Origin of the sequence: Burkholderia aenigmatica (assembly GCF_902499175.1) — a bacterium.
GTDB lineage: Bacteria > Pseudomonadota > Gammaproteobacteria > Burkholderiales > Burkholderiaceae > Burkholderia > Burkholderia aenigmatica.
In genome coordinates this window covers 177,055-199,600 of record NZ_CABVQC010000005.1, presented here as the reverse complement: position 1 = coordinate 199,600, position 22,546 = coordinate 177,055, and the positions used below count along the sequence as shown (strand labels likewise).

Sequence of the window (22,546 nt, the reverse complement as noted above, 5' to 3'; positions counted from 1 at the left end):
AGCCTGCCGTCGGCGCCGCGCTTCGGGCCGGCCCGGCGCGGGGCGGCACGCTCCGCCGCGTCTTGAGCGGGCGGCGCGGCATCCTCCGCGTCGAACGGATCGGCGGAATCGGCAACTGCAGCGGGGGAACGGCGTGGTGACACAGGCATCGGATCGTCTGGGTGCTTCGCAAGGCAAGTACAATAGCGGCTTTCACGTCGTCCGAACGAACGACGCCGGCCAGGCCGCGCATCCCGTCATCATAGCGGCTCGCGCGCCCCATTTACGCGTTTCCGCCCTGCCGGCGACGCCCGCCGGCCGCTTCGAACCAGCCCGCATGTTCACGCTTTCCGATTTCGATTTCAATCTGCCGCCCGAGCTGATTGCACAAACCGCGCTGCCCGATCGCACCGCGAGCCGCCTGCTCGAGGTGGACGGCACCGTCGCGCCCGCGCGCCTCGTCGACCGCCATTTCACCGAGCTGCCGTCGTGCATCGCTGCCGGCGACCTGCTCGTCTTCAACGATACCAAGGTGTTGAAGGCGCGTTTCTTCGGCCAGAAGGCCAGCGGCGGCAAGATCGAAGTGCTGATCGAGCGCGTGACGGGCACGCATACGGCGCTGGCGCAGATCCGCGCGAGCAAGTCGCCGGGCGCCGGCACGACGCTGCGGCTCGCCGATGCGTTCGACGTGACGGTCGGCGAGCGCGTCGAGCCGTTCTTCACGCTGAACTTCCCCGCGCCGTGCCTCGACCTGATCGAGCAGTTCGGCCGCCTGCCGCTGCCGCCCTATATCGAGCACGATCCGGACGCGACCGACGAGACGCGCTACCAGACCGTCTACGCGAGCAATCCGGGCGCGGTCGCCGCGCCGACGGCCGGGCTGCACTTCGACCAGCCGATGCTCGACCGGCTCGACGCGATGGGCGTCGAACGCGCGACGTTGACGCTGCACGTCGGCGCCGGCACGTTTCAGCCGGTGCGCGTCGACAACATCGCCGAGCACAAGATGCACAGCGAGTGGTACGACCTGCCGCAGTCGCTCGTCGACCGGATCGCCGCGACCCGCGCACGCGGCGGCAATGTGATCGCGGTCGGCACGACGTCGATGCGCGCGCTCGAAGCCGCGGCGCGCGCGGCCGACGAAGCGGGCCGCCCGCTCGCGCCCACGCAGGCCGAGACCGACATCTTCATCACGCCCGGCTATCGTTTCCGCGTGGTCGACCGGCTGGTCACGAACTTCCACCTGCCGAAATCGACGCTGCTGATGCTGGTGTCCGCGTTCGCGGGCGTCGAGACGATCCGCGCCGCGTACCGGCACGCGATCGACGAGCGCTACCGCTTCTTCAGCTACGGCGACGCGATGCTGCTCACGCGCCGCGACACGCCGGAGGCGCCGCGCGCGTAAGCGCGGCATGCGCGACGGCCCGCGCACCGCGCGGCCGCCGTGCCCCGTTTTCCCGCTGCGCGCGCTACGATGGCGCGCACCCGATTTTTCACCGCCGCCGGTATTCCGGCGGCGCTTCCAACATGCGCCGGACTTGCGATCCAGAGTTAGCGCTTTAGCGGTTACTCTGGTCCCATGCAAAGCATTTCCGGTAGCAAGGAGAATGACGCGATGACCGAAGGTTCATCCCACGATACGCACGCTGCCGTGCAGGACCGCCCGGCGAACGGGCTTGAATTCGAACTGCTGACGACCGACGGCCACGCGCGCCGCGGCCGCGTGAAGCTCAACCACGGCGTGGTCGAGACGCCGATCTTCATGCCGGTCGGCACCTACGGCACCGTGAAGGCGATCCAGCCGCGCGAGCTGCACGAGATCAAGGCCCAGATCATCCTCGGCAACACGTTCCACCTGTGGCTGCGCCCGGGCCTCGACACGATTGACGCGCACGGCGGCCTGCACGGCTTCATGGGCTGGAACAAGCCGATCCTGACCGACTCGGGCGGCTTCCAGGTGTTCTCGCTCGGCGACCTGCGCAAGATCACCGAGGACGGCGTCACGTTCGCGTCGCCGATCAACGGCGACAAGCTGTTCCTGTCGCCGGAAGTATCGATGCAGATCCAGAAGGTGCTGAACTCGGACGTCGTGATGCAGTTCGACGAATGCACGCCGTATGCGACCAACGGCGTGCCGACCACGCACAAGGAAGCGGCCGACTCGATGCGGATGTCGCTGCGCTGGGCGAAGCGCTCGCTCGACGAGTTCGACCGGCTTGGCAACCCGAACGCCCTCTTCGGGATCGTCCAGGGCGGGATGTTCGAGGACCTGCGCGACGAATCGCTCGCGGGGCTCGCCGAGCTCGGCTTCCACGGCCTCGCGATCGGCGGGCTGTCGGTCGGCGAGCCGAAGGAAGACATGATGCGCGTGCTGCGGCACGTGGGCCCGAAGCTGCCGGCCAACAAGCCGCACTACCTGATGGGCGTCGGCACGCCGGAGGACCTGGTCGAAGGCGTCTCGAACGGCATCGACATGTTCGACTGCGTGATGCCGACCCGCAACGCGCGCAACGGCTGGCTCTTCACGCGCTTCGGCGACGTGAAGATCCGCAACGCGACGCACAAGAACTCGCTGAAGCCGCTCGACGCGAGCTGCACGTGCTACACGTGCCAGAACTTCTCGCGCGGCTACCTGCATCACCTGCATCGTGTGGGCGAGATCCTCGGCGCGCAGCTCAACACGATCCACAACCTGCACTACTACCTGCAACTGATGAGCGAGATCCGCGACGCGATCGAAACCCATACGTTCGACGCGTTCCGCCAGCGCTTCGCGGAGGATCGCGCGAGAGGGGTCGACTGACGGGCCGGCGGCCCGCACCGCGGCTCGTCACATGGGACGCGTACTAAATAACGCGTCCCGACTGTCGAACCCGACCGCCAAATATTACAATTACCTTTCCAAACAAGTCGCAACGGTATCGGTTCGCGCTTTAACAGCTTGATCCGAAAGCGCATTTGCCGATCCGTTTGCGCATGGGGCCGGTGGTAGAATAACCGGCTTATTTTTCGATCTTCCCTTACGGAGAGACCAACGTGCCGTTCATTTCCAACGCGTTCGCACAAGGTGCCGGTGGCGCCGAATCGAGCCTGATGAGCTTCCTGCCGCTCATCCTGATGTTTGCCGTGCTCTACTTCATCATGATCCGTCCGCAGATGAAGCGTCAGAAGGAGCATCGCAACATGCTCGCGGCCATGGCCAAGGGCGACGAAGTCGTCACGAGCGGCGGCCTCGTGGGCAAGGTGACGAAGGTCACCGAAGGCTACATCGGCGTCGAAATCGCCGAAGGCACCGAAATCACCGTGCAGAAGGCTGCCGTCACGACCATTCTGCCGAAGGGCACGATCAAGTCGCTGTAAGGCTTTCACCGAGCGTCCGGCTCCCCGCGCCGTGCCCGCCTGAGAGAGCGGGCCGCCGCGGCGCCGGACGCGACGCTTTCACGCCAACCACCCGTTCGGCTCCCTCATGAATCGTTATCCACTCTGGAAATATGTCGTGATGGTCGTGGCGCTCGCCATCGGCCTTCTGTACACATTGCCCAACTTCTTCGGCGAAGCGCCGGCGGTGCAGGTGTCGAGCGGCAAGGCCACGGTCAAGCTCGACTCGACCACGCTGACCCAGGTCGAATCGGCGCTCGCCTCCGCGCAGATCACGCCGGACGACGTCACCTTCGAGAACACGGCGACCAACGCGAACATCCGCGTGCGCCTGAAGGACACCGATACGCAGCTGCGCGTCAAGGACCTGCTGCAGAAGTCGCTGAACGCCGACCCGAACGATCCGCAGTACGTCGTCGCCCTGAACCTGCAGAGCGCGTCGCCGCGCTGGCTGACCGCCCTGCACGCGCTGCCGATGTATCTCGGCCTCGACCTGCGCGGCGGCGTCCACTTCCTGCTCCAGGTCGACATGACGGGCGCGCTGACGAAGAAGCTCGATTCCGACGCATCCGACGCGCGCACGCTGCTGCGCGACAAGAACATCCGCGACGGCGGCGTCAGCCGCGTCGACCAGTCGGTGGTCGTCAATTTCAGCGATGCGCAGACGGCGGAAGACGCCCGCAAGGTGCTCGCGCTGTCGATCACCGAACTGCAATGGGCGACCCAGCCCGGCGGTGGCGGCACGCAAGTCGTCGGCACGTTTACGCCGGCCGTGCAGAAGTCCGTCGAGGACGCCGCGCTCAAGCAGAACCTGACGACGCTCCACAACCGCGTGAACGAACTCGGCGTGTCCGAGCCGATCCTGCAGCAGCAAGGCAGTGACCGCATCGTCGTCGAACTGCCGGGCGTGCAGGACACCGCGAAGGCGAAGGACATCATCGGCCGTACCGCGACGCTCGAAGCACGCCTCGCCGACCCGATCAACACGCACCCGAACCCGAACGATCCGGTGCCGCCGGGCGAAGAACTGTTCACGCAGGGCATCCAGGCGCCCGTGCTGCTGAAGAAGGACGTGATCTTCACCGGCGACCGCATCATCGATGCATCGGCCGGCTTCGACGAACACCAGCGTCCGTCCGTCAACATCCGCCTCGACTCGGCCGGTGGCCGCGCGGTGCGCACGGTGTCGCGCGACAACATCGGCAAGCCGATGGCAATGGTGCTGTTCGAGAAGGGCAAGGGCGAAGTGCTGACGGTCGCGACGATCCAGTCCGAACTCGGCGACCGCTTCCAGATCACGGGCCAGCCGACGCCGCAGGCCGCGGCCGACCTCGCGCTGCTGCTGCGCGCCGGTTCGCTCGCAGCGCCGATGGACATCATCGAGGAACGCACGATCGGCCCGAGCCTCGGCGCCGACAACATCAAGATGGGCGTCCACTCGGTGATCTGGGGCTTCTGCGCGATCGCCGTGTTCATGATCGCGTACTACATGCTGTTCGGCGTGGTGTCGGTGATCGGCCTGTCGGTGAACCTGCTGCTGCTCGTCGCCGTGCTGTCGCTGATGCAGGCGACGCTGACGCTGCCCGGTATCGCCGCTATCGCGCTCGCGCTCGGTATGGCGATCGACTCGAACGTGCTGATCAACGAGCGCGTGCGTGAAGAACTGCGCGCCGGCCAGCCGCCGCAGCTCGCGATCCAGGCCGGCTACGCGCACGCATGGGCGACGATTCTCGACTCGAACGTCACGACGCTGATCGCCGGCCTCGCGCTGCTCGCATTCGGCTCGGGCCCGGTTCGCGCGTTCGCGATCGTGCACTGCCTCGGTATCCTGACGTCGATGTTCTCCGCGGTGTTCTTCTCGCGCGGGATCGTCAACCTCTGGTACGGCGGCCGCAAGAAGCTGAAGTCGCTCGCGATCGGCCAGGTGTGGAAGCCGGAAGGCGCCGCTGCCGGCGCGTCGTTCACCGACGCCGACGAATCGACCGACACCGCACGCGCCGCGAAGCTCGCCGCCCCCGCGAAGAGCAACGCGCCGCGCGCCGGCAAGCCGCAGCTGCGCAATCGCGCGCAGCAAGGCGTGTCGCCGAAGAAACCGGGCTCGACCCAATAAGGCCCCGGAGAAGACCATGGAATTTTTCCGCATCCGTAAAGACATTCCGTTCATGCGGCACGCGCTGGTGTTCAACGTGATCTCGCTGGTCACGTTCCTCGCCGCCGTGTTCTTCCTGTTCCACCGCGGGCTGCACCTGTCCGTCGAATTCACCGGCGGGACGGTGATCGAGGTGCAGTACCAGCAGGCCGCGGAACTCGAACCCGTGCGCGCGACGCTCGGCAAGCTCGGCTACGCCGACGCGCAGGTGCAGAATTTCGGCACGTCGCGCAACGTGCTGATCCGCCTGCAGCTGAAGGAAGGCCTCACGTCCGCGCAGCAGAGCGACCAGGTGATGGGCGCGCTGAAGGCGCAGAGCCCGGACGTCACGCTGCAACGCGTCGAGTTCGTCGGCCCGCAGGTCGGCCGGGAGCTCGCGACCGACGGCCTGCTCGCGCTCGCGTGCGTCGTGATCGGCATCGTGATCTACCTGTCGTTCCGCTTCGAGTGGAAGTACGCAGTGGCCGGCATCATCGCCAACCTGCACGACGTCGTGATCATTCTCGGCTTCTTCGCGTTCTTCCAGTGGGAGTTCTCGCTGGCGGTGCTCGCGGCGATCCTCGCGGTGCTCGGCTACTCGGTCAACGAGTCGGTCGTCATCTTCGACCGGATCCGCGAAACGTTCCGCCGCGAACGCAAGATGAGCGTGCAGGAAGTGATCAACCACGCGATCACGACCACGATGTCGCGCACGATCATCACGCACACGTCGACCGAAATGATGGTGCTGTCGATGTTCTTCTTCGGCGGCCCGACGCTGCACTACTTCGCACTCGCGCTGACGGTCGGCATCATGTTCGGCATCTACTCGTCGGTGTTCGTCGCGGGTTCGCTCGCGATGTGGCTCGGCATCAAGCGCGAGGACCTGGTCAAGGAAAAGAAGACCGCGCACGATCCGGACGATCCGAACGCAGGCGCGCAGGTTTAAGCGCCACGCTGCTTAGGCACAGACGACAAGCCGGCCCGATTGGGCCGGCTTTTTTCATGGTTGCGCCACTGCCGTGCATCGCGCCGCACGCTCGCCCTGCCCCGTCTCGCGCGTCGGCTACAATCGTGACCATCCCGCCGCGCCGCCCACCGGCCGCGCGTCGGCGGGACAGCACCTTCGCCCTCCGTTCAAACGTGCGGTCCCGATGATGCCTCCCACGCGTGTCGTTGTTCGCCTTGCCGTTTGCGCAGCCGTCACGGCCGCGCTCCTGCCCTGCGTGTCGTCCGTCGGTGCGCAACAGGCGGCGGCCGCGCCGCCCGCATCCGCACCCGCACCCGGCGCCGTCTCGCCCGCCGCCGCCCAGCCGCCTTCGCCCTGCCCGCCCGACTGGGAGCCGCAGATCTGCGAGCTCAAGGCGGCCGTGGAAGTGCTGAAGCGGCAGCACCTGACCGACGTCGACATCGGCGCGCTGCTGGACGCAACGACCCACGCAGGAATCAAGACGCTGCCGTACGCACGGTTCTTCGACGCGAAGGAGGAGCAGGAGCGCCGCGACGACGAACGACGCGCGCGCGACGGCACGCCCGGCATCGGCATCGTGTTCGAGACGCGGCCCGACGGGCTGCACATCGTCGACGTGATTCCCGACGCGCCCGCAGAACAGGCCGGCGTGCGCCCCGACGATCTCGTCGTCGCGATGAACGATACGAGCGTCGTCGGCATCGACCCCGCCGACCTGGCCAAGCTCTCGAGGGGCGACGCGGGCGTGCCGCTGAAGCTCACGGTTCAGCGCGGCCCGTCGCACGCGACGCTGAGCTTCACGCCCGTGCGAAAGATCCTCAAACCCCATCCGGCGACCGCGAAGCGGCTCGACGGCGACATCCTGTACACGCGGCTGTCGAGCTTCCCGGAACCGGCGGTCGGTGACTACATCGACACGGTGCAGGCCGCGCGCCGCGCTGGCGCGCCGGTGAAAGGCCTGATTCTCGACCTGCGCATCAACGGCGGCGGCGCAATCAATGCGGCGATCGGCATCATCGCTCTGTTCGCGGGCCGCGACCGCACCGCGATGGTGACGGTCGAGCGCGGCGACGCCAACCGCCGCCGCTACACGACCAACTGGCCCGACTACGAACTACCGGTCATGCGCGGGCAGGATCCGCTCGCGCCGCTGCAGGCCGACGACTGGTGGCGCACCGTGCCGCTCGTCGTGCTCGTCGACGGACAGAGCGCATCGGCCGCCGAAGCGACCGCAGCGGCGTTGAAGGATCTCGGCCGCGCGAAGCTGCTCGGCATGCCGACCTACGGCAAGGGCCTCGCGCAGACGGGCGTCGACCTGATCGACGGCACGCGCCTGAATTTCACGTATGCGCGCAACCTGCGGCCGAACGGCTGCCCGATGGACGGCTACGGCGTCGTGCCGGACTGGCTCGTGCCGCCGCGCCGCGACTCGGACGTCGACGGCGTGCTGCTGTGGTACCGGGAAGCCGACCTCCCCCGTGCGCCGTATGCGGACCGGCTGGCGCCCGATCCGTTCGCGAAGGGGCGCAAGGAACGGCAGAAGCTGCGCGAGCAGCGTGCGCTCGCGAAGATCGACACGGCGAAGAGCGCGGCGCTGCCGCAGCGCGTGTTCGGCACGGCAACCGACTGGCAACTCAGGCAGGCGCTCGCCGCACTCGCCGGGCGCCCTGTGCAGACCGTCGAAACCAAGCCGCAACTGATGCCGGCGCAGCCCGTGTGCGAGCGCGTCGGCAACTGACGCGCGCCGCCCGACCGGTTACCGGAATCCGAACCGCCGGCGCAGCACGACGAGCGCCACGAGGCTCAACACGGCCGCGAACATCAGGTAGAAGCTCGGCGCGGTCTTCATCCCGGTCGCCTTGATCAGCCACGCGATGATGAACGGCCCGAAGCCGCCGAAGATCGTCACCGCGACGTTATACGCAAGCGACATCCCGGTCGTGCGCGTCTGCACCGGAAACACTTCGGACAACAAACCCGGCAGCGCCGCGAAGTAACCCGTCATCAGGAAGGCCAGCAGCACCTGCAGCGCGATCAGCGTGCCGAAGCCCGGATGCGCGACCAGGTACGCGAACGCCGGATAGATCAGCACGAGGATGCCGATGGCCGGCGTGATCATCACGCGCACGCGGCCGTAAGTGTCCGACCAGTGGCCGACGAGCGGCGCGAACGCCATCTGGATCACGCCGACGACGAGGATCGCCGCGAACGCGGCCGACGGCGCGAGGCCGAGCTGCTTCACGCCGTAGGTCGGCATGAACAGCACGAGATAGGTTGCGACGGTGCCGAGCACGACCACGCCCATCGCGGCGACGAGGCGCGCCTTGTGCGACGCGAACGTGTCGCGCAGCGGGTTCGCGGTGCCTTCCGCCGCGAGGAACTCGGGCGTCTCGTCGACCTTCGTGCGGATGTAGTACGCGACCGGCCCGAGCAGCAGGCCGAAGAAGAACGGCACGCGCCAGCCCCACGACGCCATCTGCGCAGCCGACAGCTGCGCGTTCAGCACGGTGCCGAAGCCGGCGGCAAGCAGCGTCGTGAGCCCCTGGCTCGCGACCTGCCAGCTCGCGAAGAAGCCGCGCCGGCCCGGCACGTGCTCGGCGAGGAATGCGGTCGCGCTGCCGAACTCGCCGCCGGCCGAGAAACCCTGCATCAGCCGCGCGGCGACGAGGATCACCGGCGCCGCGACGCCGATCGTCTCATAGGTAGGCAGCACCGCGATGATCAGCGTGCCGCCCATCATCAGCAGGATCGACAGCGTGAGCGCGGCCTTGCGGCCCTCGCGATCGGCATACGCGCCGAGCACGATCGCGCCGAGCGGGCGCATGAAGAACGACACGCCGAACGTGCCGAGCGTGAGCAGCAGCGACACGGTGTCGTTGCCGGCCGGGAAGAACAGCTTCGAGATCGTCACCGCGAAGAAGCCGTAGACGACGAGATCGAACCACTCGAGCGCGTTGCCGATCGACGCGGCGACCACCGCGCGCCACACGCGCGGCGACGAGGCAATGGAACGGGACTGCGTGACGGCATGCATCGGCGATCTCCTTGTCGTTGTACGTTCTGTTCGATGCACTCGCGCGCGCCGTCGGCCTGCCCGGCGCCGCGCACGGCGCTCGGGCGATTATAGGCGCGCAAAAAAATACCGCCGCGCCCCCTGACGGGAACGCGGCGGTGTACTCGCGGCGGGCCAGCGCGGCGGCCGGCCCGGCCGGAAGCGTTACTGCTGCTTGACGGCTTCGGCCGTGATCAGCAGCTTCGTCTTCATCTTGAAGCCGTACTGCTTGCCGTAGTCGAGGCCGAAATCGTCGCGGCTGAATTCGCCGACGGCGTCGACACCGCACACTTCACGCTTGAGCATCGGGTGCGGCATGCACTTGAACGAATCGATCTTCAGCGTCACCGGCTTCGTAACGCCATGCATCGTCAGGTTGCCGACCACCGACACCGGCTTGTCGCCGTCGAACTTGATCGTGCCCTTGTAGTTCGCCTGCGGGAACTTGGTGACGTCGAAGAACTCGGCCGTCTGCAGGTGCTCGTCGAGCTTCGCGCTGCCGGTGTGGATCGACGCGATGTCGGTCGTCACGTCGACCGTACCCGTCTTCGCCGCGCGGTCGAGCGTCACGGTGCCGCTCGACTTGTCGAACTTGCCGCGCCAGACCGACAGGCCGCCGAAGTGGTCGGCCTCGAAGCTCGGGTACGTGTGGCTCGGATCGAACTGGTACGTTGCGCTATCGGCAAACGCCGAGAACGACAGCGACGCGGCCAGCGCGCCCGCGGCGATGATCAGTTGCTTTTTCAAACTCTTTCTCCTTGGAACGGCGCCGCGCCCTCGCGCGGCATTCAGGTGGGGCGACAGCCCGCCGCTTACTTGGTGGCGACGAGATGGAACTTGATCTGCACTTCGTCCGCGACGACCGACGTGTCCTTCCACTCGCCGGTACCGACGTTGAACGCCGAACGCTTGATCGGCAGCACGCCGTCGAACGTCTGCGTCGCGCCGCTTTGCGTGACCGTGACGGGCACCGTGACGTTCTCGGACTTGCCCTTGATCGTCAGCTTGCCGGTCACGTTGTACTTGTTGCCGCCCGCCGGCGCGATCGCCGACGACACGAACGTCGCCTGCGGATACCCCTTCGCGTCGAACCAGTCCTTGCCGGCGACCTGGTCGTTGTACATCTTGTCGCCGAGGTCATAGCTCGCGACGTCGATCGTCATCTGGGCGCTGCCCTGCGCGGCTTTCGCCGGATCGAACTTCACCTGCGCGGAAAATTTCTTGAACGCGCCTTCGGTCGGCACGTTCATCTGCTTCGACACGGCAGACACCTTGCTCTTCGCGAGGTCGACATCGGCGAGCGCCGCGCCCGACGCGAGAAGTGACACCGCGGCGAAGGCGGTCAGCATGGAGCGGGAGAAAGACACTTTCATGGGATCCTTCATTTGGCAAAGGGGAGCATCCGCGACAGCAGGCCGTCGCGGTCCAACAACTGGTGCTTGAGCGCCGCGAGCACGTGCAGCGAGACGAGCGCAAGCAGAATGTAATTCAAGGACACGTGCAGCGTCTTGAAGGTTTCCTTGAGCACCGGATCGGGGTCGATCAGCCGCGGCAGCGGCACGATGCCGAGGTAGACGACCGGGATGTTCGACGCCGAGCTGTACAGGTAGCCCGTCACCGGAATCACGATCATCAGCACGTACAGCAGGATGTGCACGCCGTGCGACGCCGCACGCTGCCACGCCGGCGTATCGCCCGGCAGCGCCGGCGGCACGTGAGTCGCACGCCACAGCACGCGCGCGACGGCCAGCGCGAATACCGTCACGCCGATCCACTTGTGCCACGAGAAGTACTTCAGCTTGGTCGGCGTGAAGCCGGGGATGTCGGTCATCACCCAGCCCAGCGCGAACGCGCAGACGATCAGCAGCGCGATCAGCCAGTGCAGTGCGATCGCAGTCTGCGTATAGCGTACCGGCGTGGCCGGCAGCGATTTCGATGCCATCTTGGATTCCTCAGTTCAGCGAACAGCCGCGCCGGCAATTTGTCCGACGCTTGTCAAGGGCGCCATGCTACCGCAACCTTTTGACGCGCGCGGACTCTGAAGACAGGCGCGCCAGCCGGCTGACGGTTTCCTGTCATGTTACCGATCAGTCACCGAACACATGATCGTTGACACACCGAAAAAGGCCTTTTGGTAAGATTGGCGCGGGTTCCGGCCCCGTCGACGCGTCTCCCCAGCCGTCGCACAACTGCCTTTTCCATGCAACGAAACGACCTGATTGCCTGTCACGAGTGCGACGCACTGTTGCACAAACCGCGCCTGAGCGGACGTGAATCCGCGCGCTGTCCGCGCTGCGATGCACTGCTCTATCGCAACAGCGCCGCGCAGATCGAGCGGATCTGCGCGCTCGCGCTCGCGGCGCTGATCACGTTCACGATCGCGCAGGCGTTCCCGATCCTCGAAATGGACGTGAACGGCAACCGTGTGCAGACCACGCTGATCGGCGCGATCGATTCGCTGTGGCGCCAGGACATGGCGATCGTCGGCGTGATGGTGTTCTGCTCGACCGTGCTGTTCCCGCTCGTCGAGATGGCCGCGCTGCTGTACCTGCTGCTGCCGATCCGCCGCGGCGTCGTGCCGCCCGGTTTCAACCTGGTGCTGCGCGCGATCGAGCTCGTGCGGCCGTGGGGGATGATCGAGGTGTTCATGCTCGGGATCCTCGTCACGATCGTGAAGATGGTGAGTCTCGCAAGAGTCGTTCCCGAAGCCGCGCTGTTCGCGTTCGCCGCGCTCACGCTGATGATCGCCGTCGTGCTGATGTTCGATCCGCGCACGCTGTGGGACATCGCCGACGACCTGCGCGCCGGGCGCTCGCCCGTGCAGCCCGACGATGCCGCCCCGCTGCCGGAAGCCGCCCGCCGATGACGATCCCGACCGCCGCCCGCGAGGGCTACGCCAGCTGCCACGTGTGCGGCCTCGTGCAGACGCTCGACCATCCGCACGCACACTGCGCACGCTGCGGCAGCGCGCTCCATTTCCGCACGCCGAACAGCCTGATGCGCACGTGGGCGCTGCTGCTCGCGGCCGCGATCCTGTACATTCCCGCGAACCTGCTGCCGATCATGCGCACGGCGTCGATCGTCGGCTCGCAGGAAGACACGATCATGAGCGGCGTCATCTATTTCTGGATCTCGGGCGACTGGCCGCTCGCCGTCGTCGTGTTCGTCGCGAGCATCCTCGTGCCGATGCTCAAGCTCGGCGTGCTGCTGATCCTCGTGATCAGCGCGCAGCGCCGCACCGCCTGGCGGCCGCTGCAGCGCACGCGCCTGTTCCGGATCGTCGAGCGCATCGGCCGCTGGTCGATGCTCGACATCTTCGTCGTGACGCTGACCGTCGCGCTCGTCCATTTTCGTTCGCTCGCCATCATCACGGCCGGCCCCGGCGCGCTCGCGTTCGGTTCCGTCGTGATCCTGACGATGCTCGCGTCGATGCAGTTCGATCCCCGCCTGATCTGGGATCCAGTCGAAACCTCAGGGAATCACCATGAATAGTCCACAAGGCCCGCAGCACGACGCGCCCCGGCCGCCCGATCCGACGATCTCGACGAAAAGCGGCTGGCTGCCGTCGCTCGTCTGGCTCGTGCCGCTGATCGCCGCGCTGATCGGCATCGGCCTCGTGATCAAGTCCGTGCGCGAGCGCGGCCCGGAAATCACGATCAGCTTCCACAGCGCCGAAGGGCTCGAGCCCGGCAAGACCCAGGTCAAGTACAAGGACGTCGAGATCGGCATGGTCAAGACGATCAAGCTGTCGAAAGACCTGTCGCGCGTGCTCGTCCAGGTGCAACTGAAGAAGGAAGCCGAGGATTTCGCGGTCAAGGACTCGCGCTTCTGGATCGTGCGGCCGCGCATCGGCGCGACCGGCGTGTCGGGGCTCGGCACGCTGCTGTCCGGCGCGTACATCGGCGTCGACGCCGGGCGCTCGCAGGATACCCAGAGCGACTTCACGGGTCTCGAAACGCCGCCGGCCGTCACCGGCGACCAGAAGGGCACGCAATACGTGCTGCGTGGCGATTCGCTGGGCTCGGTCGACATCGGTTCGCCGGTCTACTACCGGCGCGTGCAGGTCGGCCAGGTGGTCGGCTTCTCGCTCGACAAGGACGGCACCGGCGTCACGTTCCACGTGTTCGTCAACGCGCCGTACAACCAGTACGTCGGCGTGAACTCACGCTGGTGGCAGGCAAGCGGCGTCGACCTGCGGCTCGATTCGAGCGGCCTGAAGCTGAACACGCAGTCGCTCGCCACCGTGATCCTCGGCGGCATCGCGTTCCAGACGCCGCCGAACCAGGGCTCCGGCACGACCGCGGCGAACAACTCGACCTTCCGGCTCGGCTCCGACGAAGCCGACGCGATGCGCGATCCGGACGGCCAGCCGCTGCAGGTCGTGATGAACTTCAACCAGTCGCTGCGCGGGCTCGGCGTCGGCGCGCCGGTCGACTTCCGCGGCATCGTGCTGGGCGAAGTCACCAATATCGGCATCGACTTCGATCCGAAGACGAAGAACTTCCTGATGCCGGTGACGATGAACATCTATCCGGAGCGCCTCGGCCGCCGCTTCCGCGAGACGATCGAGAGCAAGGGCGAACCGGCCCGTCGCGAGATCGTCGAGCGGCTCGTCCGGCACGGGCTGCGCGGCCAGCTGCGCACCGGCAACCTGCTGACGAGCCAGCTGTACGTCGCGCTCGATTTCTTCCCGAAGGCACCGGCCGTGCAGATCGACACGGCACGCCAGCCGCTCGAGCTGCCGACCGTGCCGAACACGCTCGACGAGCTGCAGCTGCAGGTCGCCGACATCGCGAAGAAGCTCGACAAGGTGCCGTTCGACCAGATCGGCGCGAACCTGAACAGCGCGCTGTCGAACGCCGACAAGCTGTTCAAGCAGCTCGACACGCAGGTCGCGCCGGAAGCGCGCGACACGCTGTCGGCCGCGAAGCAGACCTTCTCGACCGCCGAAGCGACGCTGCAGCAGGATTCGCCGCTGCAATCCGACGTGCGCGGCGCGCTGAAAGAACTCACGCGCACGCTGCAGTCGCTGAACGCGCTCTCCGACTATCTGGAGCGCCACCCCGAATCGCTGCTCAAGGGCAAGCCAGGAGATCAACAATGACGACACGCGTGAACGGTTTCGCGAGCGGCGCGGCGGCGGCTGTCGCCGCCCTCGCGCTCGCCGCGTGCAGCTCGCCGCCCGCGCGGTTCTACACGCTCAGCCCGGCCGACGCCGCAGCGCCGCTGCGCACCGCGCCGGCCAACCCGGCGTTCCTGATCGAAGTACCGTCCGTCGGCGTGCCCGAGCAGATCGCGAAGAACCAGCTGGTCGTGCAGAAGAACGCCGCGCAGGTCGACGTGCTCGAGCAGGAACGCTGGGCGTCGCCGCCCGCCGACGAGATCCGCCGCGCGCTGTCGGACGATCTCGCCGCGCAGCTCGGCACGATCGACGTCGCGAATTCCGCCCACCCGCCCGGCGTGCCCGTGTATCGCGTCAGCGTGAACGTGCAGCGCTTCGAATCGTGGCCCGGCAAGCGCGCGGCGGTCGACGCCGTGTGGAGCGTGCGCTCGCTCGCCACGCAGGCCGTGATGACCTGCCGCACGAGCGTCGCGGAACCGGTCGCCGACGGCTACGACGCGCTCGTCGCCGGCCACCGGCGCGCGCTCGACGTGATTGCCGCGCAAGCCGCGGCCGGCGTGCGCACGATGGCCGCGCGCCGCGGCGTGCCGGCTGCGACGGCGCCCGCGGCCGGCAGCAAGACGGCCGCCGCGCCGGTCGTGCCGTGTCCGGCCAACCCGACACCGGGCGGCGACGCCGGCGCGACAGGCAAGTCCGGCACGTAAGCGTTCGGCGCGCAGGCGAGCGTTGGAAGCAGCGTTGGTCGGCTTCGTCCGGCCCGGTACGTCCGGTAGCGCGCGCCGACCGCCGCCTGCGTCACATCACGCGGATCGCGCCGAACGGCGACTTTGCATTGTTTGTCAAAGTCGGCCGGAACCGGCGTCATACCATACGGTCGGCTTGCGTTTTCCGGCCCGATTGACGATCCTACGCACTTTCCGGCTCGCGCCGCTCGTCGTGCGCGCCAGCCAGCGGCGCCGGGCCGCGTTCGGCCCGCTCGCCGTGCCTCCCGGCGCCCGCACGCGTTCGGCGTGCACCGCAGCGGGGCAGCCGCATCGCGGGTCGCCGCGCATCGCCCGGCAACCGGCCCCGTCTCACCCGTTCTCCCCGGCGCCGCGCCGTTTCCCCGGCCGGCATCCCGAACCCGCCCGCCGAGGGCTTTCGCTATTCCGTTTATGTTTCGTTCCCTGACGACCCTGATCAAGAAGTGGCGCGCGTCGCGCAATGCCGGTCACCAGCTCGATGCGCTGCTCGCGCACGCCGACGCCGATGCGTCGTACGCCGAGCGCAGCGAATGGCTGATCGAGCTCGCGCACTGGCTGCGCCGCATCGGCACGATGCAGGACGCGCCGGCCGATCGCGCCGCCGATGCGCGCGCGTATCCGGCCCATGCGCGGCTGCGCTACCTGTTCCACGTGCTCGATCGCAATCCCGCGTGGAAAACGCACGCCGCGCGCATCCTGCGCGGCATCCTGCGCGAGTGCGACGGCATCTCGCTCCTGTGCGACGCCGGCATGCCCGTGCACTCGGGCTTCTTCGGCGCGCTGTTCGAGCGGATCGACTCGTCGCTGATCCCGCCCGCGCCGAACCGCCGCGAGCTGTCGGCGCTGTTCACGCTGATGTTCCCGACGCCGGAAGACGCGCAATGGATCGACGCGCTGCCCGACGATCTGCTCGCCCGCCTCGCCGAACTGATCTCGTTCGACATCACCGACGAGGAGCGCCACGAGCCGGGTTCGTTCTCGCGCGACCTGCTGGCCGCGCTGCACAACCTCACCTGTCAGATCAGTTCGACAGGCCTGTCGCAGACGGTGCGCAGCCGGCTCTCCGACGACGATGCGCGCAAGCCGCTCGAAACGCAGCCGTTCTACCGCCTCACGCGCGCGATGCTCGCGGTCGAGACCGCGCACGCGGCCGTCGAGGACGGCGGCGACCCGAGCAAGCTGCTGCACGAGGTGAACTACCTGCGCGTGCTGCTCGACGAATGCCGGATCGCCGTCGACGAGGTGTTCTCGCACCTGTACCGCAACGGCGTGTCGGTCGACATCGTGTTCCAGGTCGAGCGGATGCGCATGCGCATCCTGCGCGCCGAGATGCTGCTCAACGCGTGGATGGCGCGCGACGACCTGCACGGGATGGCGCACCTGACGGCCGAGCTCATCGACGCGAACCACAACAGCCAGAGCGTGTCGCACCTCGTGCGCAGCAACTTCTCGCTGTTCGCGCGCAAGCTCGTCGAGACCAACGCGGACACCGGCGAGCACTACATCTCGCGCGGCCGCGCCGAGTACCTGAAGATGCTGCGGATGGCCGCGGGCGGCGGTCTCGTCACCGTCGTGACCGTGTGCGTGAAGTTCGCGATCACGGGCGCACACCTGCAGTCGATGCTCGAAGGGCTGCTCGCGGGCGTCAACTACGCGGCCAGCTTCATGCTGATGCACTTCCTGCACTTCACGCTCGCGACCAAGCAGCCCGCGATGACCGCGCCGACGCTCGCGCGCGAGCTCGACGACACCGGCCACGAGGAAGGCGTGAAGGCGTTCGTGGCGTCGGTGATCGCGCTGATCCGCACGCAGGCCGCCGCGATTTCCGGCAACGTGCTCGTCGTGCTGCCCGTGTGCCTGCTGGTGCAGCTGTTCGCGGGCAACCTGCTGCACGCGAACCTGATCTCGCCGGAAAAAGCCCATGCGACGCTGCGCTCGTTCTCGCTGCTCGGCCCGACGCCGCTCTACGCGGCGCTGACGGGCGTGCTGCTGTGGGCGTCGAGCCTGCTCGCGGGCTGGGCCGACAACTGGTTCGTGCTGCACCGGGTCGGCGACGCGCTCACGTACAACCGCCGGCTGCGCATCACGCTCGGCGCGGCCGGCGCGGCGAAGCTCGCGCACTTCTGCCGGTCGAACGTGGCCGGCGTGGTCGCGAACGTCGGCCTCGGCCTGATGCTCGGCCTGATTCCGGCGATCGTCACCGTATTCATGTTCCCGTTCGAGGTACGGCACGTGACGCTGTCGGCCGGTTCGATCGGGATCGCGCTCGGCGTGCTGGGCAAGGACGCGCTCGGCACGCCCGAGCTGTGGTGGGCCGGCGCCGGCGTGCTCAGCATGGCGATCCTCAACGTGCTCGTGAGCTTCGCGCTCGCGTTCACGATGGCCGTGCGCTCGCGCAGCCTGCGCCGAACCAAGGTGCGCGCGCTCGTCGCCGCGATCGTCCGCACGGTACTGTCGAACCCGCTCGCGCTGTTCTGGCCGGGCAACAGCCCGGCCGCCCGCGCCGGCCAGCCGGACTCGCACTGAGCCCGCGACGCGATGGCGGTGCCCGCCCGGGCACCGCCGCACCGGCCTCCGGGCGCGCTCGCGCGGCGCCGGGCCCGCGCCGCGTACAATAGTGGACTTTTGCACGTCCTCACCCGCCTTATGTCCTCGCCCACCCTGTACGAATTCTTCGCCCCCTGCCCGCGCGGCCTCGAAGCGGCGCTCGCCGCCGAGCTGGCCGAAATCGCCGGCCGCCATCTGAACGGCGCGCCGTTCACCGCGGGCGCGCAGGTGCCGGGCGGCGTCCACTTCAGCGGCGGCTGGGCCGCCGGCATGGCCGCGAACCTCCATTCGCGGATCGCGAGCCGGGTTCTGCTGAAGATTGCGCACCGCGCATACCGCAACGAGCAGGACGTCTACGCGCTCGCGCTCGAGCAGCCGTGGGAGCGCTGGTTCGCGGCGACGCAGACGCTGCGCGTCGACATCACGGCGATCAAGTCGCCGCTGAAGAGCCTCGAATTCGCGACGTTGCGCGTGAAGGACGCGATCTGCGACCGGATGCGCGACAAGACCGGCGCGCGCCCGAGCATCGACACGGGTGCGCCGGACGTGCGCGTGTTTGCCTTCCTGACGGCGGGCGAGTGCACGCTGTACCTCGACACGTCGGGCGAACCGCTGTTCAAGCGCGGCTGGCGTCTCGACAAAGGTGCGGCGCCGCTGCGCGAGAACCTCGCGGCCGGCATCCTGCGCCTGACGGGCTGGACGCCCGGCACGGCGCTGTACGACCCGATGTGCGGCAGCGGCACGTTCCTCGCGGAAGCCGCGCAGATCGCACTCGGCGTGGCGCCCGGCGTCGAGCGCCGGTTCGGCTTCGAGAAACTCAAGCAGTACGACATCACCGCGTGGCAGGGGCTGAAGGTCCCGGCACTGGACGCGAAGCGCGCGGCGCGCGGCAAACGCAGCGAAGCGCTTGGCGTGTACGGCAGCGACATCTCCGGCGACATGCTCGAGAAGGCGCGCGCGAACCTCGAGCGCGCGGGCGTGCCGTCGGTATGGCTCAAGCAGGTCGACGCGCGCGGGATGACGCCGCCGTGCGACGGCCCGGGCATCATCCTCGCGAACCCGCCGTACGGCGAGCGGATCGAGGTGCGTGGCCGCAGCGCGCGCGGCGAGGTACGCGAGACGGGCCGCAATCGCGGCAACGACGACGCATTCCGCCGCACCCACACCGATGCGCCGGACAGCGAGTTCTTCAACGCGCTCGGTGATGCGCTGAAGCAACGCTTCACGGGCTGGCAGGCGTTCCTGCTGACGTCCGACCGTTCGCTGCCGGGCCAGCTGCGGCTGCGCGAATCGGCGAAGACGCCGCTGTTCAACGGCGCGCTCGAATGCCGGCTGTTCCGCTTCGACCTGATCGCCGGCAGCGTGAAGGCGCGCCCGGCCACGCCGGAAGGCGACGCGTAACCTGTCTGCATCATGATCGCAGCGGGGCCGCCGGTGCGGCCCCGCTGCGACACCCGGAACGCCGCCGTTACCGCACCCGCGGCAACGGCGGCGTTTCGTTTCAGTGCTTCGAATGCTCCCAGCGCCCCGTCGTGAACGGCAGCGCCTGCCCCGTCTCGAGCAGCGTCTTGAGGCTCGACAGCACGACCGGCCATCCGCCGCGAATCCCGCGATCCATCTCCGAGCCTGGCACCAGCCCGTCGTGCGTGACGGTCAGCTTCACGACGCCCTCGTGCGGCTCGACGACGTAGGTCACGCGCGATTCCCCGCTCTCCCCCGACGGCGCGCGCCACGTGACGACCAGCCGGCGCGGCGGATCGTTCTCGACCACTTCGCCGACGATGTCGACCCGCGACGGATCGTCGTAGTCCTGATGTTCCCAGCGCGAACCCGGCCGCCAGTCGGGCGATGCGTTGCGGTGCCGCACCCAGTAGTCCTTCGTCAGCTCGGCGTTGGTCAGCGCATCGAACACGCGCTCGGGCGTCGACGCAATGAACGTCACGTACACAAAGGCGGGATTACTCATCGTTGCCTCCAGAATCGCCGGCCGCTTCCAGCCCGCGCTTGAGATCCGCCAGCGCCTGCAGGCGCTGACGCTCGAACTTGCCGATCCAGCGTTCCGCGATGTCGTGGATCGGCACCGGATTCAGGTAATGCAGCTTCTCCCTGCCGCGCCACGTGGTCGCGACGAGATTCGCGGCCTCGAGCAGCGCGAGATGCTTGCTCACGGCCTGCCGGCTCATCGCGAGCCCGTCGCATAGCTCGGACAGGGTCTGTCCGTTTTTCGCATGCAGCAGGTCGAGCAACTGGCGGCGCGTGGCATCGGCCAGCGCCTTGAAAACGAGATCCATGCCGCTCCCGGGTCAATGCGCTTATTATGCAACCAAACAGTTGCATGTCAAGGGTGACAACTCTACTGACAAGACGGTGTCAGCAGGGCGCGATCACACTGCAATCCCGGCGCAATGCATCGCCGGTTTCCACACCGAACCCGAACAACCACGCAACAAGGAGCACGTCATGACGTCCGCAACTGCCACCGCCACCCTGGAGCGCGCGATCGCATGGTTCGACATTCCGTCCCTCGATTTCGACCGGGCGATCCGCTTTTACGAAACCGTGCTGCAAACGACGCTGCAGCGCGAAGTCATCGGCGGCGTGCCGATGGCCACGTTCGATCACGAGGCATCGAGCACGGGCGGCAGCATCGTGTTCGATCCGCAGCAGATGAAGCCGAGCGCGAACGGCGTACTCGTCTACCTGAACGCCGGCGAATCGGTCGTCGCGGCGCTCGAACGCGCGAAGCGCGCGGGCGGCGTCGTGCAGGGCTCGGTCGTCGAGCTGCCGAACAACTACGGCTACGTCGGCTACCTTATCGACACGGAAGGCAACCGCGTCGGCCTGCACGCGCCGAAATGCCACTGAGCGCACCGGCCGTCGGGCTCGCGCGGCGCTATCATCGCGAAGTCCCCACCGCCGTTGGAGTCGAGGTGCCGTCATGACGCGCCGTGCCGACCGCCTGTTCCAGATCGCCGAGCTGCTGCGCGGGCGTCGTCTCACGACCGCGCAGCAGCTGGCCGACTGGCTGTCGGTGTCGCCGCGCACGGTCTATCGCGACGTGCGCGACCTGCAACTGTCAGGGGTGCCGATCGAAGGCGAAGCCGGCATCGGCTACCGGCTGAACCGCAACGCGAGCCTGCCGCCGCTCACGTTCACGGCCGAGGAACTCGCGGCGCTCGCCACCGCCGCACGCATGCTCGAAACCTGGGGCGGTGCGCGCTTCGCGAGCGGCGCGCGCTCGGCGCTCGCGAAGATCGCGTCGGCGATGCCGGCCGACAAGCGCACGACGCTCGACCGCCTGCCCGTGTTCGCGCCGTCGTTCCACATCGACGAGACGTTTTGCGCGAAGGTCGACGCGATCCACCAGGCCATCGACACGCGCCATGTCGTCAGCTTCGGCTACCGCGACCGGCTCGGCGCGCATTCGCAACGCCGCGTGTGGCCGCTCGGGCTCGTCTACTGGGGCGGGCGCTGGACGATCGGCGCGTGGTGCGAGCTGCGCGACGATTTCCGCACCTTCGACATCGCGCGGATGGGCGACATCACCGTGCACGAGCAGTTTCCGGACATGGAAGGGCGGCGGATCGCCGACTACATGCGGATCGCGGAAGCGCCAATGCGCTGACGCGGCACGACGGCGGGCGCCGCCGCCGTTCATGTTCCGCGCCGCCACGCGTTGCCCGGCCAACCTCCGTTCCCTACCCGCCGAATACCACCGTCCGCTTCGGCCGCTCGTCGACGTGCAGCGAGAACACGTCGGGCCGCGCGTAATGCCCGACCACGTCGAAGTCGTAGCGCGCCCGCACGAGTTCGTCGGTATCGATGCGCGCGGTCAGGAGCCCGGCTTCGCCGATCAGCGGCTCCGTCAGCAAGTCGCCGAGCGGCCCGACGATCACGCTGCCGCCGCGGATCAGCGGCCGCTCCGGATCCCAGCCCGGCACGTCGATCCCGAGCGCGCGCGGCGACGGCTGCACCTGGCAAGCGCTGACGACGAAGCAGCGCCCTTCGTGCGCGATATGCCGCATCGAGCTCTGCCAGACATCGCGCTCGTCGACGGTCGGTGCGCACCAGATCTGCACACCCTTCGCGTACATCGCGCAGCGCAGGAGCGGCATGTGGTTCTCCCAGCAGATCGCGGCGCCCGCGCGGCCCGCGGCCGTCTCGACGACGGGCAAGGTCGAGCCGTCGCCCTGCCCCCAGATCAGCCGTTCGGTGCCGGTCGGCATCAGCTTGCGGTGCTTCGCGACGAGCCCGTCGCGCGGGTCGAAGAACAGCGCCGTGCAGTACAGCGTGCTGCCGCCGCGCTCGATCACGCCGACCACGAGGCTCGCACCGGTGCGCTGCGACAGCGCGGCCAGCTCGTCGGTTTCAGGCCCCGGCACGTCGATCGCCTGCGCGGCATAGCGCGCATACGCGTCGCGGCCTTCGGGCAGCCGGTAACCGAGCCGCGTGCCGAAGATCTCGCCTTTCGGATAGCCGCCGAGTACGGCCTCGGGCAGTACGACGAGCGACGCGCCACTGTCGCGGATCGCAGTTTCGTAGCCGAGGATCGTATCGAGCGTGGCGCGCATGCCGGCGGGCGATGCGCCGATCTGCAGCGCGGCGATGACTGACGTGGACATGAAGG

21 protein-coding genes are annotated in these 22,546 nt (G+C 68.0%); 14 read left to right on the top strand and 7 right to left on the bottom strand.

The annotated features are described in order from the left end of the window. The first annotated feature begins 316 nt into the window (after positions 1-316). The 6 genes from queA to BDO18943_RS05995 all read left to right on the top strand — a co-directional run bounded on the left by queA (position 317) and on the right by BDO18943_RS05995 (position 8,193). Entirely contained in the window at positions 317-1,384 is a 1,068-nt protein-coding gene (queA, locus tag BDO18943_RS06020) for a tRNA preQ1(34) S-adenosylmethionine ribosyltransferase-isomerase QueA (RefSeq protein WP_175021631.1), read from the top strand. Between the two features lie 210 nt (positions 1,385-1,594). Then, the gene (tgt, locus tag BDO18943_RS06015) at positions 1,595-2,782 is read left to right on the top strand and encodes a tRNA guanosine(34) transglycosylase Tgt (protein WP_175021630.1); all 1,188 of its coding nucleotides are present in this window, start codon (positions 1,595-1,597) and stop codon (positions 2,780-2,782) included. A gap of 233 nt (positions 2,783-3,015) precedes the next feature. Next, entirely contained in the window at positions 3,016-3,339 is a 324-nt protein-coding gene (yajC, locus tag BDO18943_RS06010; protein ID WP_006476868.1) for a preprotein translocase subunit YajC, read from the top strand. A 106-nt stretch (positions 3,340-3,445) separates the two neighbouring features. Next, positions 3,446-5,467 carry a protein translocase subunit SecD gene (gene secD / locus BDO18943_RS06005; protein WP_043191129.1) on the top strand — a complete coding sequence of 674 codons (2,022 nt, stop codon included), beginning with the start codon at positions 3,446-3,448 and terminating at the stop codon, positions 5,465-5,467. A gap of 16 nt (positions 5,468-5,483) precedes the next feature. Further along, positions 5,484-6,434 (top strand): protein translocase subunit SecF, encoded by a 951-nt coding sequence (gene secF, locus BDO18943_RS06000; protein ID WP_006476870.1) that lies wholly within the window; start codon positions 5,484-5,486, stop codon positions 6,432-6,434. 205 nt (positions 6,435-6,639) lie between these two features. Next, on the top strand, positions 6,640-8,193 hold the full coding sequence (locus tag BDO18943_RS05995) for a S41 family peptidase (RefSeq protein WP_175021629.1): 1,554 nt from the start codon (positions 6,640-6,642) through the stop codon (positions 8,191-8,193). Positions 8,194-8,211: 18 nt separating this feature from the next. On the opposite strand, the gene BDO18943_RS05990 is transcribed toward BDO18943_RS05995, so the two are convergent. From BDO18943_RS05990 to BDO18943_RS05975, 4 genes are all read right to left on the bottom strand, one after another. Continuing rightward, positions 8,212-9,489 (bottom strand): MFS transporter, encoded by a 1,278-nt coding sequence (locus BDO18943_RS05990; RefSeq protein WP_175021628.1) that lies wholly within the window; start codon positions 9,487-9,489, stop codon positions 8,212-8,214. A 183-nt stretch (positions 9,490-9,672) separates the two neighbouring features. Next, positions 9,673-10,254 (bottom strand): YceI family protein, encoded by a 582-nt coding sequence (locus BDO18943_RS05985; RefSeq protein ID WP_043191135.1) that lies wholly within the window; start codon positions 10,252-10,254, stop codon positions 9,673-9,675. 65 nt (positions 10,255-10,319) lie between these two features. Next, on the bottom strand, positions 10,320-10,880 hold the full coding sequence (locus BDO18943_RS05980) for a YceI family protein (RefSeq protein WP_043191137.1): 561 nt from the start codon (positions 10,878-10,880) through the stop codon (positions 10,320-10,322). An 8-nt stretch (positions 10,881-10,888) separates the two neighbouring features. Further along, positions 10,889-11,449, bottom strand: coding sequence for a cytochrome b (locus tag BDO18943_RS05975; RefSeq protein WP_043191140.1), 561 nt, complete (start codon positions 11,447-11,449; stop codon positions 10,889-10,891). Between the two features lie 258 nt (positions 11,450-11,707). Here BDO18943_RS05975 and BDO18943_RS05970 point away from each other — a divergent pair, with 258 nt between their 5' ends. The 6 genes from BDO18943_RS05970 (at position 11,708) to BDO18943_RS05945 (ending at position 19,320) form a co-directional block, all read left to right on the top strand. After that, positions 11,708-12,373, top strand: a complete 666-nt coding sequence (locus tag BDO18943_RS05970; protein WP_175021627.1) for a paraquat-inducible protein A — start codon at positions 11,708-11,710, stop codon at positions 12,371-12,373. After that, positions 12,370-12,999 carry a paraquat-inducible protein A gene (locus tag BDO18943_RS05965; RefSeq protein WP_043191145.1) on the top strand — a complete coding sequence of 210 codons (630 nt, stop codon included), beginning with the start codon at positions 12,370-12,372 and terminating at the stop codon, positions 12,997-12,999. Before BDO18943_RS05970 ends, BDO18943_RS05965 begins: the two co-directional genes overlap by 4 nt. Beyond that, entirely contained in the window at positions 12,992-14,611 is a 1,620-nt protein-coding gene (locus tag BDO18943_RS05960; protein ID WP_175021626.1) for a PqiB family protein, read from the top strand. The genes BDO18943_RS05965 and BDO18943_RS05960 overlap by 8 nt, the downstream gene beginning before the upstream one ends. Beyond that, positions 14,608-15,333, top strand: a complete 726-nt coding sequence (locus tag BDO18943_RS05955) for a PqiC family protein (RefSeq protein ID WP_175021625.1) — start codon at positions 14,608-14,610, stop codon at positions 15,331-15,333. Before BDO18943_RS05960 ends, BDO18943_RS05955 begins: the two co-directional genes overlap by 4 nt. Before the next feature lie 450 nt (positions 15,334-15,783). Then, positions 15,784-17,898 (top strand): site-specific recombinase, encoded by a 2,115-nt coding sequence (locus BDO18943_RS05950; RefSeq protein WP_175021624.1) that lies wholly within the window; start codon positions 15,784-15,786, stop codon positions 17,896-17,898. Positions 17,899-18,018: 120 nt separating this feature from the next. Further along, positions 18,019-19,320: a THUMP domain-containing class I SAM-dependent RNA methyltransferase gene (locus BDO18943_RS05945; protein WP_089449922.1), complete on the top strand. Its 1,302-nt coding sequence runs from the start codon at positions 18,019-18,021 to the stop codon at positions 19,318-19,320. A gap of 100 nt (positions 19,321-19,420) precedes the next feature. Here BDO18943_RS05945 and BDO18943_RS05940 read toward each other — a convergent pair whose 3' ends face one another. Both BDO18943_RS05940 and BDO18943_RS05935 read right to left on the bottom strand, forming a co-directional pair. Further along, positions 19,421-19,885, bottom strand: coding sequence for an SRPBCC family protein (locus tag BDO18943_RS05940; protein ID WP_175021623.1), 465 nt, complete (start codon positions 19,883-19,885; stop codon positions 19,421-19,423). After that, positions 19,878-20,210 (bottom strand): ArsR/SmtB family transcription factor, encoded by a 333-nt coding sequence (locus tag BDO18943_RS05935; protein WP_043191161.1) that lies wholly within the window; start codon positions 20,208-20,210, stop codon positions 19,878-19,880. Before BDO18943_RS05935 ends, BDO18943_RS05940 begins: the two co-directional genes overlap by 8 nt. A gap of 169 nt (positions 20,211-20,379) precedes the next feature. Between BDO18943_RS05935 and BDO18943_RS05930 the strand changes: the two genes are divergently transcribed. Together BDO18943_RS05930 and BDO18943_RS05925 are read left to right on the top strand one after the other, a co-directional pair. Next, positions 20,380-20,784 carry a VOC family protein gene (locus tag BDO18943_RS05930; RefSeq protein ID WP_043191164.1) on the top strand — a complete coding sequence of 135 codons (405 nt, stop codon included), beginning with the start codon at positions 20,380-20,382 and terminating at the stop codon, positions 20,782-20,784. Positions 20,785-20,857: 73 nt separating this feature from the next. Continuing rightward, positions 20,858-21,544: a helix-turn-helix transcriptional regulator gene (locus tag BDO18943_RS05925; protein ID WP_175021622.1), complete on the top strand. Its 687-nt coding sequence runs from the start codon at positions 20,858-20,860 to the stop codon at positions 21,542-21,544. 73 nt (positions 21,545-21,617) lie between these two features. Here the strand turns inward: BDO18943_RS05925 and BDO18943_RS05920 are convergent, their stop codons facing one another. Next, positions 21,618-22,541: a carbon-nitrogen hydrolase family protein gene (locus BDO18943_RS05920; protein WP_175021621.1), complete on the bottom strand. Its 924-nt coding sequence runs from the start codon at positions 22,539-22,541 to the stop codon at positions 21,618-21,620. Positions 22,542-22,546: the final 5 nt, after the last annotated feature.

Coding starts and splice junctions, on each gene's coding strand:
- queA (WP_175021631.1), top strand. CDS start 317: ATGTTCACGCTTTCCGATTTCGATTTCAATCTGCCGCCCGAGCTGATT.
- tgt (WP_175021630.1), top strand. CDS start 1,595: ATGACCGAAGGTTCATCCCACGATACGCACGCTGCCGTGCAGGACCGC.
- secD (WP_043191129.1), top strand. CDS start 3,446: ATGAATCGTTATCCACTCTGGAAATATGTCGTGATGGTCGTGGCGCTC.
- secF (WP_006476870.1), top strand. CDS start 5,484: ATGGAATTTTTCCGCATCCGTAAAGACATTCCGTTCATGCGGCACGCG.
- BDO18943_RS05995 (WP_175021629.1), top strand. CDS start 6,640: ATGATGCCTCCCACGCGTGTCGTTGTTCGCCTTGCCGTTTGCGCAGCC.
- BDO18943_RS05990 (WP_175021628.1), bottom strand. CDS start 9,489: ATGCATGCCGTCACGCAGTCCCGTTCCATTGCCTCGTCGCCGCGCGTG.
- BDO18943_RS05980 (WP_043191137.1), bottom strand. CDS start 10,880: ATGAAAGTGTCTTTCTCCCGCTCCATGCTGACCGCCTTCGCCGCGGTG.
- BDO18943_RS05975 (WP_043191140.1), bottom strand. CDS start 11,449: ATGGCATCGAAATCGCTGCCGGCCACGCCGGTACGCTATACGCAGACT.
- BDO18943_RS05970 (WP_175021627.1), top strand. CDS start 11,708: ATGCAACGAAACGACCTGATTGCCTGTCACGAGTGCGACGCACTGTTG.
- BDO18943_RS05965 (WP_043191145.1), top strand. CDS start 12,370: ATGACGATCCCGACCGCCGCCCGCGAGGGCTACGCCAGCTGCCACGTG.
- BDO18943_RS05960 (WP_175021626.1), top strand. CDS start 12,992: ATGAATAGTCCACAAGGCCCGCAGCACGACGCGCCCCGGCCGCCCGAT.
- BDO18943_RS05955 (WP_175021625.1), top strand. CDS start 14,608: ATGACGACACGCGTGAACGGTTTCGCGAGCGGCGCGGCGGCGGCTGTC.
- BDO18943_RS05950 (WP_175021624.1), top strand. CDS start 15,784: ATGTTTCGTTCCCTGACGACCCTGATCAAGAAGTGGCGCGCGTCGCGC.
- BDO18943_RS05945 (WP_089449922.1), top strand. CDS start 18,019: ATGTCCTCGCCCACCCTGTACGAATTCTTCGCCCCCTGCCCGCGCGGC.
- BDO18943_RS05940 (WP_175021623.1), bottom strand. CDS start 19,885: ATGAGTAATCCCGCCTTTGTGTACGTGACGTTCATTGCGTCGACGCCC.
- BDO18943_RS05935 (WP_043191161.1), bottom strand. CDS start 20,210: ATGGATCTCGTTTTCAAGGCGCTGGCCGATGCCACGCGCCGCCAGTTG.
- BDO18943_RS05930 (WP_043191164.1), top strand. CDS start 20,380: ATGACGTCCGCAACTGCCACCGCCACCCTGGAGCGCGCGATCGCATGG.
- BDO18943_RS05925 (WP_175021622.1), top strand. CDS start 20,858: ATGACGCGCCGTGCCGACCGCCTGTTCCAGATCGCCGAGCTGCTGCGC.
- BDO18943_RS05920 (WP_175021621.1), bottom strand. CDS start 22,541: ATGTCCACGTCAGTCATCGCCGCGCTGCAGATCGGCGCATCGCCCGCC.